At 64.5% G+C, this 12,681-nt stretch carries 10 protein-coding genes and 1 tRNA gene; 7 read left to right on the forward strand and 4 right to left on the reverse strand.

Annotated elements, in window-relative coordinates; genetic code table 11:
• The first annotated feature begins 108 nt into the window (after window positions 1-108).
• From E6X30_RS06645 to E6X30_RS06655, 3 genes are read left to right on the forward strand one after another with little or no spacing between them, the layout of a single operon-like run.
• Window positions 109-1,515 (forward strand): HAD family phosphatase, encoded by a 1,407-nt coding sequence (locus E6X30_RS06645; RefSeq protein WP_016663238.1) that lies wholly within the window; start codon window positions 109-111, stop codon window positions 1,513-1,515.
• A 1-nt stretch (window position 1,516) separates the two neighbouring features.
• Window positions 1,517-3,445 carry a thioredoxin-like domain-containing protein gene (locus E6X30_RS06650; RefSeq protein WP_016663237.1) on the forward strand — a complete coding sequence of 643 codons (1,929 nt, stop codon included), beginning with the start codon at window positions 1,517-1,519 and terminating at the stop codon, window positions 3,443-3,445.
• Window positions 3,442-5,967 (forward strand): hypothetical protein, encoded by a 2,526-nt coding sequence (locus E6X30_RS06655; protein WP_016663236.1) that lies wholly within the window; start codon window positions 3,442-3,444, stop codon window positions 5,965-5,967. Before E6X30_RS06650 ends, E6X30_RS06655 begins: the two co-directional genes overlap by 4 nt.
• A 129-nt stretch (window positions 5,968-6,096) precedes the next feature.
• Here E6X30_RS06655 and E6X30_RS06660 read toward each other — a convergent pair whose 3' ends face one another.
• The 3 genes from E6X30_RS06660 to E6X30_RS06670 form a co-directional block, all read right to left on the reverse strand.
• A complete protein-coding gene (locus E6X30_RS06660; protein WP_016663235.1) occupies window positions 6,097-6,960 on the reverse strand; it encodes a MerR family transcriptional regulator in 864 nt (287 codons plus the stop codon).
• Between the two features lie 180 nt (window positions 6,961-7,140).
• A complete protein-coding gene (locus E6X30_RS06665) occupies window positions 7,141-7,764 on the reverse strand; it encodes a response regulator transcription factor (protein ID WP_016663234.1) in 624 nt (207 codons plus the stop codon).
• 64 nt (window positions 7,765-7,828) lie between these two features.
• Window positions 7,829-9,088, reverse strand: a complete 1,260-nt coding sequence (locus E6X30_RS06670; RefSeq protein WP_016663233.1) for a sensor histidine kinase — start codon at window positions 9,086-9,088, stop codon at window positions 7,829-7,831.
• 140 nt (window positions 9,089-9,228) lie between these two features.
• On the opposite strand from E6X30_RS06670, the gene E6X30_RS06675 reads away from it, so the two are divergent.
• Window positions 9,229-10,323: an ABC transporter permease gene (locus tag E6X30_RS06675; protein ID WP_016663232.1), complete on the forward strand. Its 1,095-nt coding sequence runs from the start codon at window positions 9,229-9,231 to the stop codon at window positions 10,321-10,323.
• A gap of 51 nt (window positions 10,324-10,374) precedes the next feature.
• Window positions 10,375-11,064, forward strand: a complete 690-nt coding sequence (locus E6X30_RS06680; RefSeq protein WP_016663231.1) for an ABC transporter ATP-binding protein — start codon at window positions 10,375-10,377, stop codon at window positions 11,062-11,064.
• Between the two features lie 79 nt (window positions 11,065-11,143).
• On the opposite strand, the gene E6X30_RS06685 is transcribed toward E6X30_RS06680, so the two are convergent.
• Window positions 11,144-11,217, reverse strand: a tRNA-Gly gene (locus E6X30_RS06685).
• Between the two features lie 82 nt (window positions 11,218-11,299).
• Between E6X30_RS06685 and dcd the strand changes: the two genes are divergently transcribed.
• Together dcd and E6X30_RS06695 are read left to right on the forward strand one after the other, a co-directional pair.
• Window positions 11,300-11,902, forward strand: a complete 603-nt coding sequence (gene dcd / locus E6X30_RS06690) for a dCTP deaminase (RefSeq protein WP_016663230.1) — start codon at window positions 11,300-11,302, stop codon at window positions 11,900-11,902.
• Complete coding sequence (locus tag E6X30_RS06695; RefSeq protein ID WP_016663229.1) at window positions 11,899-12,669, forward strand: hypothetical protein; 771 nt, start codon at window positions 11,899-11,901, stop codon at window positions 12,667-12,669. The genes dcd and E6X30_RS06695 overlap by 4 nt, the downstream gene beginning before the upstream one ends.
• Window positions 12,670-12,681 lie beyond the last annotated feature (12 nt).

Below are 12,681 nucleotides of genomic sequence, written 5' to 3' on the forward strand. Positions count from 1 at the left end.
TCCAAGGACGACGCAAGATTAACGTTCCACATGTTAGGGCGCTCGCGTGCACAAAAGCTGTGATGGAAACGGGCTCCTTTCAGGGCCGCTGCGTATGGTGGGGGCACTATGAGCGACTATCAAGAGCCTCTCTCGCCCGGTCTCGCACCCTTCCGTGAAACCTTCGGTGCGTTCACACCCGAAGCGATCGTTTTTGACTGCGATGGCGTTCTTCTCAACACGCAAAGCCTGTGGGAAGAAACCCAGGTCGAATACCTCGAGGCCCGGTCCCTCGCGATGGAAGAGGCGCGCCGCCGTTGGCTGGTGGGCCGCGACGTGATCGACGTCGTCGTCGCGATCGCGGAGCTCACGGGGGAGAAGCCCGAAGACGTTGGCGAAAGCCTCAAGCGGAGCTACTTTGCAAAGCTTGCCGAGGACATCCCCGTGCTTCCGGGCGCGGCGGAACTGCTCAAGGCCGCGAGCTCGAGGATCCCCGTTGCCGTGGCATCCAACAGCAACCGTGCCCCGCTCCTGAGCGAACTTGCCGACGTGGGTCTCCTGCCGTATGTCGATCACGTCGTCTCCCTCGACGACGTTGCAAACCCCAAGCCCGCCCCCGACATCTACGTGCGCGCGTGCGAACTGCTCGGCGTCGCCCCCGAGCGAGCCCTCGCGATTGAGGATTCGGAAACGGGCGCGCAGGCCGCCGCAGCCGCCGGATGCCGGCTCATCGTCGCCCCTACGATTCCCGGGCAGCGACCCGAAGGCGAGCTTGAGATCGCTGCGATCGGCGACCCGGGGCTGCGCGAATGGGTAGCGACGTGGCCCGACCGCCGCGGCGGTTATTCGCCCGTGTACAACGCGCTCGGTCTCGTGCGCCACGAGATTCCCGACGCGATCGTGACCGACTGCGACGGCCTCCTCCTCGACACCGAGGCGCTATGGACGGAGACGCAGCTCAAGGTTCTGTACGATGCGGGCGTGACGCCAACCGAAGAGGATCTCGGCGCGCTCATGGGCACGACCCTTGAACAGACCGCCGAAATTCTCGGCGGCATGACGGGCCAGGAACCGGCTCGCGTCGAGCAGATCGTTACCGACGACTTCCAGTCGCGACTCGGAGCCAATGTGCCGACCATGCCGGGCGCGCGCGAATTCCTCGAACTTGCCGCGACCAAGGTGCCGATCGCGGTCGCCTCGAACTCGTGGCACGAGATTCTCGAGAAGAAACTCACGGCCGCTGGGCTCCTCGGGTATTTTGAGAGCCTTCAAAGCTCGAGTACCGTCGGAAGCCCCAAGCCCGCCCCGGACATGTACGAGGCTGGCGCGAAAGCCCTCGGGTGCGAGCCCTCGCGGTGCCTCGCCTTCGAGGATTCCCCCCTTGGGGCGCGCGCGGCGAAAGCGGCGGGTATGACCCTCATCGGGATTCCCTCGACGGGGCAACCGATCGACGTGGCCGATTTAACGCTCTCCTCGCTGAGCGATCCCGACCTCCTCGCGTGGGTGAAGAGCTGGCCGAACCGAAAGCAGGACTGACATGACGAGCGAGAACTTTCGCGAAAATGCACGCCCCCACGCGTCCGAGTTGCTCGGCCGCGGGTGGCTCAACACCGGCGGGGTCGACCTGAGCCTCGAGGATCTTCACGGCAAGATCGTGGTCCTCGATTTTTGGACGTTCTGTTGCGTGAACTGCCTGCACGTGCTCGACGAGCTGCGACCGCTTGAGCAGAAGTGGTCGCAAGAGGTTGTCGTGATCGGTGTGCACTCGCCGAAATTCTCGTTCGAGCGCGACCACGACGCACTCGTCGCCAACATCGAACGCTACGGCGTCGAACATCCCGTTCTCGACGACCCCGACCTACGCACGTGGAGCGAGTACGGCGCGAAGGCCTGGCCGACCCTCATGGTCCTCGACACGCACGGGCGCATCGCCGCGTCGATGTCCGGCGAGGGCCACGCGGCGAATCTCGACTCGACCATCGCGAGGCTCGTGAGCGAGGGGGAGTCCGACGGCACCCTCGTGCGCGGTGATGCCCCTACTGTTCTCGAGCAATCCGAACTCCACACACTGCGTTTCCCCTCGAAAGGCGGGCTTTTGCCCGACGGTCGCATCGTTGTGAGCGACGCGGGGCAAAACCGTATCGTCGTGTTCGAAGCCGACGGCGTGAGCGTCGACGAGGCAATCGGCACGGGCGTGCGCGGCTGGGCCGACGGTGATGCAGGCGAGGCGCAGTTCTCGCAGCCGAACGGCATCGCCGTCCTTCCACCCGAAGTTGCCGACCAAGTGGGCTACGACCTCGTGATTGCGGATACCGGCAATCACCGCCTGCGCGGTGTGCAGCTCGGCAGGCGTCGGCTCCTGCGCTCCCGGATCGAAAGCCACGTGTTCACCCTCGCCGGGAACGGCGAGCAGTGGATGCAGGGGCAGAGCCTTCCCACGGGGGTGGGCACTCCGATCCAGTTCGCCCTCTCGACACCGTGGGATGTCGAATGGGACGACGTATCCGGGCAGATCATCATCGCGATGGCGGGAATCCACCAGATGTGGACCTACCGGCCGGCGGCGCTCAACGACGACGGCGAGTTCGTTGACGAAGGCGCGCTCGCGGTTCTCGCGGGAACGACCCAGGAGGGCCTCGTAGACGGCGCTCTCGTGCGCTCGTGGTGGGCACAGCCCTCGGGCGTCACGGTCGACGCCAACGGGACCGTGTTCGTTGCCGACGCCGAAACGAGTGCGGTGCGCGTGATTGCCGCGGATCGCAGCGAGGTCACGACTCTCGTGGGAGAGGGCCTCTTCGATTTTGGTCACGTCGACGGTCCTCTCGACAAGGCCCGCCTGCAGCACCCCCTCGGCATTACGGTCCTCGCCGATGGCCGCCTCGCGGTCGCCGACACCTATAACGGCGCGGTGCGGATCATCGACCCGATTCACGACTCGGTCGTCACCGTTGCGACCGGACTTTCGGAGCCGAGCGACCTCATCGTTGTCGACCCAATCGATGGGCTCGCGCAGCTCATCGTCGTTGAATCCGGCGCGCACAAGCTCACGTGGGTGTCCATTTCGCCCGCTGCCGAGCAGATAATCGACGAGGGCCCGCAGCAGACCGAACGCCCCGCGACAGCGGTCTCGAACGCCGGCCCACTCACGGTCACCGTCGCGTTTACGCCGCCCGAGGGCCACAAGCTCGACGACTCCTTCGGCCCGGCAGTCCAGGTGAGCGTCTCGACGACACCGCCGGCGATGCTCGTGAGCGGAGGAGGGACCTCGAGCGAACTCGAGCGCGAGATTGAGCTCGACCCGAACTACAGCGAAGGCGTCATTCACGTCAGTGCGCGCGCTGCCTCGTGCGACGCCGACCCGAGCGTAGAGTTCCCCGCGTGCCACATGCACCAGCAAGACTGGGGCGTGCCGATCACGCTGACCGAGGAGGGCACGCGCGCGCTCGTCCTCTCGCTTCTCGCATGAGCGCCTTCGCCTTGGGGGCCGACACCGCCTGGATGCTTGTTGCGGCCGGGGTCCTCTCGCTCGTAGCCCTCGCCCACCCGTGGTTCTGGATCGCGCGCGGTAGAGCCGGCGTCGATGATCGCGCGCCGCGGATCGGCACGCTCGTGACGGCAGCCTCGCATTCGGCTCTGTGGGGCGGGATCGGCGCGGGAATCCTCGTGGCCCTTGCCCCCGGCGATGCCGGTGATCGGGTGTTGCGCGGCGGTTCCGTTTTCTTTGGCAGCATCCTCGCGGTCGCCGTGGCGGCCCTCGGTGCGCTGCTCGTCGCGCGTGCGAATGTCGATGGCCTCGATCCGGACGCCACTGATGAACCGCGAAAGCCACGTCTTTCTGCGGCGAGAGCCCTGCCCGGGAGCGTGCGAGGAATCGGCGTGGGCGCCGCAACGCTCATGCTCATTGCCCTCATCGTGGTGAAGCATGCCGATGCGGGGCCGCTCCTTCTCCTCGTCGCGCTCGGCCTCGCGATCGGTGGGGCGTCGCTGCGCTCGGGCGTGGCACTCTCCTCACTGGGGGAGACCGGTGCACGGATTGACGTTGGCACGCTTGAGCAGTCTCGAGACCGGGACGATCTCTCGCTCGAGCGCCTGTCACCGCCGCTCGCGCGAGGTCCGCTGCGCGCGGTCGATTCGGCTGCGCTCGCGGCTCTCCTCGCGGGCGCCATCATGACGCTCGGTGCGCCCATCGTGGGGCTCGCCGGTCTCGTTTCCGCCATTGTGCTCGCGTGCGGTGCGCTCGTCGCCCTGATTGGCTCTGCTTTTGTGCCCGCTGGATCGACGCGCTCCTCGCGCTTCGTGAGCGCCGGGCTCACGGGGGTCATTCCGCTCGCTCTCGTCGGCTCTGTTCTCTCCCTGTGGCTGCCCACTCGCTACGCGAATCTGCGCATGGCCGAAGTGGGGCTCGGAAACTTTAACGACCCGTTGCTTGTGTCGCTTTTCGTTAACTCGGATACCCAGCAGGCACCCGCGTCTGTCGCGCGCGACGAGGTCGAACCGCTGCTTGAGAAAATCGCTGCGCAGTTCTCCGGCTTCTACGCGAACGTGGGCGACGCCCCCGAAGCGCAAAGCGTTGCCGACACGATCATGCTGCACGCGATCAATCCCTCGTTCGTGACGGGCCTCGCGCTCGTCATTGGAGGCGCACTCGCCCTCCTTGCGGGCCTTGCGATCGTGTGGCCGCACGTGCGAACCGAGACCGCCATGGCAGCAGGCCCCTCCCGCGGGATGGTCGCCGCTCGCTTCGGGCGTATCAGTCCGTCGTCGGTGGGTCTCGGCTCCAGTCGCGCACTCGCGCTGCTCGCCATCGCCGCTCTGCTCGGTATCGCAGCGGCGTGGGGTCTTGCGACTGCCGCCGCCGGCATCGCCTACCTCGGCTACTACCTTCTCGCGCTCGCTGCGGCGGGAGCCGCGGCCGTGTGGGGCGGCTTCTCGGCGATCGCGGGCGCTGGGTATTCTCGCGACGCCGCCGTTGAGGTGCGCGACGGTGACGCTGCGGAGCAGTCCTCTCACGAGGCGCTCGCGGGCGCTGTTCTCGCGCTGCTCTCGAGTGTTGCTGCCCTCCCGCTCGTGGCACCGATTGCGGGAGCGATGCGCGCGGCGCCGCAGCAGGGTGCGCTGTGGGCCGACAGGCAGCTGCGCGCATTGAGCATTGATTCGCCAACGGTCGTTCTTGGTTTCGCGTTCGGTGTTGTGGCCGTTCTGGCCGTGGTGGCGTTCATCGCGACGCCGACGCGCGCCGTTCTTGCCAATGCCGTGACTGAGGCGCGCATTGCGCTTGCCGAACAATCGAGCGCTCGAGGTTCATCCGACGGCTCCGATGATTGTGGCGACGAGGTGCTCTTTGAGGGGCTCGAGAGCGCGCTTCGGCGCACGTCAGCGATCGTGGTGATGTGTGCGCTGCTCGCTCCGGCCGTATGTGGCTTCGGGATCGGAGCGGCATCGCTGCCCGCCTTTGCCGTCGGGGTTCTCGTCGCGTCGGGCTGCGTAGCATCTGTCGCGCACGCGCGCGTCGCCTCGAGCGAGGCGGCCCTCGCGCGGGTTGAGTCAGGGGTGGCCGGCGGCACCGCGTCGCTTGCCTACTCGTCTGTGCTCACCGAAGTATCGGAGGCCCGGGCTCGGGTGGCGCTCACGTCTTCACTTGCCGGCGCGTCTGGCTTCGGTGCCATCGCGGTGCTCATGACACTCGCTGCCGCGCCCGCAGTCGTGTCCCTCACGGGAGATGAGGGGACGCATCCTCTCGTGCGGGTCATCATCGTGGTCGCGGCCCTCATGGTGCTCGTCGTCCCGATCGTGCTGTCGCGGGGCCTCGAGCAGGTTGATCTCGCCGACAATCTGAGAGAAGCGAACGATAGCGCTGATCGAGAGTCCCGCGCCTCGAACACGGCGCGCGAGAAGGCTTCGACTGCGACGGAAGTCGACGACCTTGGCGATACCATTTTTGATGCGCCCGAGGCCCCGAAGAAGAAACGCGGGCGTCAACGGAAGTAGAGCCGAGTTGCGCAGGTGCGAGCTTCCCGCGTCGAGAAAAGACCGGTGCTGGACGTTCTCATACCTTTCGTCTCAAACGCACAGCACCGGTTGTGCTCCCCTCGGTGAGCTCAGTGATGGGGCACGGGTCTACTGCCATTCGGCCGTATCGGGATCGACTCCGTGTTCTCGAGCGTTCGCGTCGATCGCGTCCTTGAGCCATTCCGCCATACCCGCTTGACGCGACTCGAACCGGTCGCGAAAGCGTGAGTCCTCCACATACCCTCTCGCGATCAGAACATGTTTGGCGGGTGTGACGTCGTACCAGGTCAGTGCCCTGCGGTACTCATCGGCGAGGGCAATGGCTTCGGCGCTTCGCGGATCCACATCGCGCTGAATAGCTGAGACGATTTTCTCTTCAACAGCATCGATTCGAGCCTTGTCACTCTCGAGGTCTTCAGCGGTTTGGGATTCTTGGTATTGCCGAGAAGCTGCCCAATCGTCGGTGTGCCCCCACTTGTTCCTAGCCTCGTTGTCCCACTCGGGATTCCAATCCTTCCCCAGAATTTCTGCGCGTTGCTCGGGGGTAAGTTTCTCTCCCATGTCAATCCTTTCGATCAGTGAATCCACTGCCCGCAGCATGCGGTGCAGGTGATCGACTTTGCCCAGCAGTACCTCGCGCTGCTGTACTAGCCGTTCCCGCTCCGAGGGAACCTCACAAGCCGTTGCAGCATCTGCATGAGTCGCTGCCCGCCTTGAATCGTGCGAGACGAGAAGTTCGCGAACCTCCGCGAGTGACATCCCGGTTTCCCGGTAGATGAGTACTTCGTGGAGTCGTTCGAGATCTCGCTCGCTGTAGAGGCGATACCCCGCCCGGGACCGTCCGCTTGGGGTCACCACAGCGATTTCGTCCCAGTAGTGAAGAGTTCGCACACTCACCCCAATGAGTGCGGCGGTTTCGCCGACAGTGAGGTCTCGATGCGAGCGTGGGTTTGGGTCGAAAGCGTTGGCCATGTCGTTCACGCTACCGATGCTGGTGCCTCACGCCACGTCAGGGTCAAGTCGATTTCGCGAAGACTTCGTGAACTGGGTGGACGTGGGTGGCGTCAGCCGTGTGCGAGACCGACAGCGTTGTTTGACTCGAGGCAGTGCCGGTCCGATCGCACGGTCACGGGGGAGTGGCGGAGGGCGAGGCTAGTCGAGCAGTCCCTCTTCGCGTGCCCGCGCGAGCGCCGCCGTTCTGCTCGACACCCCGAGCTTTCCGTAAAGCCGCGCGAGGTGAGTCTTGATGGTGGTGGGGGAGAGGAACAGTTCCTCGCTAATCTCGCGATTGCTCAAACCGCGATCGAGCGCATTGAGCACGTCCCTTTCCCGGCCCGTGAGCGTGATGCGGTCCTTGCGCATCTCGCGCAGGAGCTTGCCCGCAACGACGGGTGCGAGCACCACCTCGCCGCTTGCGGCACGCTGAACGGCGCTCGTGAGGTCGGCTGGCGCGGAGTCTTTCAAGAGGTACCCCTGGGCGCCGGCCTCGACGGCGGCGAGAATCTCGGAATCGTCGTCGTAATTGGTGAGAACGAGAATCCGCGGGTGATCCCCCCGGGCGCGAATAGCGCGAATCGCCTCCACGCCGCTCATACCGCCGTCGGCGAATCGAAGATCCATGGTCACGAGGTCCACGTCGCCCTCGCTGGCTCTTTTGACTGCCTCTTCAGCGCTGGGGGCTTCGGCGACGACGGTGAAGTCCTCGTGGCTTTCAAACACGGCGCGCAGCCCCGCACGCACCACGGGGTGGTCGTCGGCGATGAGGATGGAAATCATGCGTGCGCTCCTTGAAGGGTTGGAGAGGTGGAGTGTGTAGCGTTCTGGAACTCGGGGGCGGGTGTCACGAGGCTGGAGCGGACTCGGTCAGGGCCGACGGTGCCTGGGACACGGGGATCGTCACGCTTATGAGCGTGCCCTCCCCGGGCGAGGCGATGATCGCGGCATTCCCGCCGAGTTCACGCGAGCGTTGCACAACGAAACCCAGCCCGTAGCCGCCACTATCGCCACTCCGGCCGAGCAGCGCCTCGTCCACGTCGAAGCCGCGGCCGTCGTCTTCGATATCGACATGCAGCTCGCCACCGTCAGCGTAGGCGCGAACCTCGATGCGTGAGGCGCGCGCGTGGTCGAGGGCGTTGGCGAGCGACGATTGGACAATACGCACAAGACTCGTCGCTGTCGTCATGTCGAGCTCCGGCAAGTCCTGAGAGACATGGCATTCGATGACCGGGACTGCTTCACCGGGAACGGCGACCACTCTGGACCGAGCGGTGTCAACAACACGGGTGAGAGCCGTCTCGAGGCGCGCGGGTCCCGATTCGTGTGGCGTGAGGTGGGAGATCGCGCTGCGAAGCTCGCTCAGGGCTTCCGAGGTGGCGTCGGAAGCGGAACGTACGTGATCGAGCGCAAGCGACGCCTCACCCGAACCGAGTGCCTCGTCCGCGAGCCCGAGTCGCAAGATGACGCTCGAGAGTGACTGGGCCGTGGTGTCGTGGAGGTCGCGACCAAGCCGCTCGCGCTCGGTTATACGTGCTTTTGCGCGTTCGGACTCGACGAGCTGGTCTTGGGCGCTTCGGAGTTGTGCGATGACGGTATTTTTCTGAAGTGCCTCGAAGCGCATCGCGCGGTACATGTGCATGAACGCGAGCATAAGCACGGCGATGAGGAGCGGCCCCACGACAGTGCCCGTCGAGGCGCCATGGTGGAAAACCTGTCCCGCGATCGTAAAAGCAGTAAGGCCGAGCGTTACGAAAGCTCCGATGTGCTCAGGCAGAAGCCACTGGGCGATGCCGATAAGTGCAAAGAGGAAGTAGGTCGCGTGGGGTGTTTCTGCAATGACCATCGCCCATGCCGAGGCGAGCACTGCCACGTACACGAGGGGACGCCACGAAAAAACTGATGATGGCTCCGCACTAATGTCGCCAACGCGCACGAGCCACGCGCCGCCTCCGAGCATCACAAAGAGCGTCACGAGGCTGAAGATCACGACGCTCGTGGTGTGTGGCGCCGCAGTGAGAGTGCTTTCGAAGACGGGGATCGCAAGGAGAACACATGCGAGTGCGGCTGCCCCCACGACGTGTGAGGTGCGGGCTGAAGTGGGCATGTCTTCGATCCTAATTCCCGCACCCGAAGAGCTGTTCCTCCAAAAGGATGAACGAAGAAGGTACCGCCGGGAGGTACCGGGGGAGAGGCCCGGATCGGCACAGTGGAGACATCATCAATCGTGCATAAGGAGTTCGCCTCATGTTTCTTGCCATCCGCGACCTACGCTTCGCGAAGGGCCGTTTCTCCCTCATCGTCGCCGTCGTGTCCCTCATGACGTTCCTCGTGACATTCCTGGCCGGCCTCACCGGCGGCCTCGCGATGCAGAACATCTCGGCGATTCTCTCGTTGAATCCCGACAAGGTCGTCCTGTCGGTCGACGAGGGTGAGAAGGAAGAGTTCGCGAACTCGACCATCACCGAGGAGCAGTACACGGCCTGGGCTGACAAGGCCGGAAAGGACGCCGTCACCCCGCTCGGCATCTCGAGCGCACTGCTCGATACAGGCGAGAAGACCGAGTCGGTCGTCCTCATGGCCGAGCCGTTCGGCAAGGACTCCCGCGTCCCCGAGGCCGGCAAGCTCGTGCTTAGCGAGACCACTGCCGAATCCCTCGGAGTGAAAGCCGGCGACACCCTCGACGTTTCGGGTGAGACCCTCACCGTCTCACGCGTGCTCAAGGATGAGTTCCATTCACACCGCCCGGTCGCCTTCGCTGACCTGACCACGTGGCACGACTACCTCGAGCGCACCCATCAGCCGCAGGATTACGCGACCGCACTTCTCGTGGGGGAGGGAGGGTCCGACGCTTCCTCGGCTCTCACTGATTCCGAGGTCAAGACCCTCGATAGCGATCAGTCCACGACCACGAAGTCGCTTCTCCCGTCGCTTCTCGCGATTGGCTCGTTCCGCTCAGAAATCGGCTCGCTCGCGATGATGATCGCTCTCCTCGTCGTGATCTCGACGCTCGTGATCGGCGTGTTCTTCCTCGTGTGGTCGATGCAGCGTCAGCGCGATATCGCCGTGCTCAAGGCGATCGGCGCGCGCACGAGCTGGCTCGCGAGCGACTCGCTGTGGCAGGCGCTCATCGTGCTCGGCATCGGTTCGCTCATCGGCGTTGGTCTCACCGCTGGTCTGGGCGTTCTCGTCGCCAACGCGATGCCGTTTGTCATGAACGTTGCGACGCTCGTGGGCGTCCCCATCCTCATGCTTCTCGCGGGTCTCGTGGGCTCGCTCGTGTCGGTCCGCACGATCACGAAGGTGGATCCGACGAAGGCCCTGCAAGCGTCGGCGGCCTAGCCACTCCGGAAGACTCCGCGCCCCTCACACTTTGATGAAAAGGACACAGCCATGCTGAACCTCAACGACATCACCCTCACCTACCCCGATGGCGGCTCGAACGTCACCGCAATCAACCACGCGAACCTCACCGTGAACCCCGGTGAGTTCGCCGCCGTGACCGGCCCCTCCGGTTCGGGCAAGTCGAGCCTGCTGTCGGTCGCCGCGACCCTCACGAGCCCCGATTCGGGAAGCGTGGCAATCGCCGGTATCGAAACAACAACGCTTAACCAAAAGCACAAAAGCGAGGTGCGCCGCGACCACATCGGCATCGTGTTTCAGTCGCCGAACCTCATCCCGTCGCTCACCGTTGCCGAGCAGCTCGAAATCGTCGCACGTCTCGGTGCGGGTACCTTGAAGCGCGTCTCGAAGAAGGAACGCCAAGAGCGCATCGAGGCGGCGCTCGATGCCGTGGGCATGCTCGACCGCGCGCATCACCGCCCGGGCGCCCTCTCCGGTGGTCAGCGCCAGAGGGTCAACATTGCCCGCGCGATCATCCACCAGCCCGAGGTTCTGCTCGTGGATGAGCCGACGAGTGCCCTTGACCAGGAGCGCTCCAAAGCGATCATCGAACTGCTCGCGGAGACCACCCGCAAGCGCGAGCTCGCGACGGTCGTCGTGACCCACGCGCAAGAGCAGCTCGAAGAGTTCGACTCCGTTTATCGCATGGTGGACGGCGTTCTTTCGCGCGAGCGAACCTGAATTCCCGAGGGTTTGTGGGGGTTATTCCGGTCGTGAAGGCTGAGATAACCCCCGCAACGTCTATGCAATTCGGTGAAAGTGGAGCGGGTGACGGGAATCGAACCCGCGCTGTCAGCTTGGGAAGCTGAAGTTCTACCATTGAACTACACCCGCGAATGTGCCTCCCCAGTGTAGCCGCCGCGCGGCGCACCTCCAAACCGGCGTGAGGGAAGCGACCACGCGTTAAGATAGAGGCGTGCTTCTCAGTGATCGTGATATTCGCGCGGAAATCGAGGCGGGCCGCATCGGCATCGCCCCCTTTGGTGACGAGTTTATTCAGCCCGCGTCAGTGGACGTGCGGATCGATCGATTCTTTCGACTCTTCGACAACCACAAGTACGCGATGATCGACCCTGCGAAGGAGCAGGCAGAGCTCACGCGGCTCGTGGAAGTTGATCCCGACCAGCCCTACATGCTGCATCCGGGCGAATTCGTTCTCGCCTCGACGTACGAGACGGTGAGCCTTCCAAACGATATTGCGGCGCGCCTCGAGGGGAAGTCGAGCCTCGGCCGCCTCGGGCTGCTCACGCACTCCACGGCGGGCTTTATCGATCCGGGGTTCGAGGGGCACATCACCCTCGAACTGTCGAATATGGCAACCCTCCCGGTTGCGCTGTGGCCGGGCATGAAGATCGGCCAGCTGTGTTTCTTCCGGCTTAGTAGCGAGGCAGAGAGCCCGTACGGCTCGGAGGGGAACCTCAACAGGTACAGGGGTCAAAGGGGTCCGACGGCTTCCCGCTCCTACATGAACTTTCACCGCACGCAGATCCCCGCAACCCCCTTGGAGGAGACCCCGTGACGCACACCCTTGTTCTCGACCGGAGCTACGGGCTCGATGATCTCTTCGCGCTCACGCTCAACCGTTACCCGCTCGCGCGGAAGAAGAAGAAAACGATCCGGGTCAGTGACACGACTTCGCTTGTGTGGAACCCTTCGGCGAACGAAGCAACGATCGAGGTTCCCATGCATCGCGATGGCGGACCTTCGGAGATTCCCGATGGATTCGGCTTCGATACGGCCTTCCCGAACGGCGTTCCCGCCGGTGAGGAGCGCGAGATTCTCGAGTTCGCGCTCAACGCGGTGCGTCGCCTCGGCGGGAAAGTCGTGACCGACACTGGCCACGAGCTCGCCCCGCATCAGTTCATGCAGCCGAGCCTCCACGTGATTGCCGCGTATGAGCTCGCGCCGAAGGACCTGCTCGAGATCGTGCAGAAAATCGTGAAGGAGTCGGAGCTTGTGGGAGAGACCGAGGGCTTCCCGTACATGATCTCGGCCCCGATTTTCGCGCACGCCGACCTCGTGGTCGAAGCGACGACGCTCGAGGAAGATATCCCCGCGATTGAGCACGTCGAATGGGTCAAGGAAGGCGCGGCGCTGTACACGGTGGCCTATCGCCCCGACGATCCCTCGAGCCTCGTTGCCGAAAACCCGGAGAAGCCGCAAATTCGTGAATGGCGTGAGGCTTACCTCGGGTGCAGCGCCGTGGCGCGCGCAATTTGGGACGAGACCGGCGGGTTCGTGCTCGACTACGAGAATTTCCTCGTGAACCCGAACGAGCTCTTCTAACAGCCTTCGCCA

This window comes from Dermabacter sp. (assembly GCF_032550575.1).
In the GTDB taxonomy this organism is placed as follows: domain Bacteria; phylum Actinomycetota; class Actinomycetes; order Actinomycetales; family Dermabacteraceae; genus Dermabacter; species Dermabacter hominis.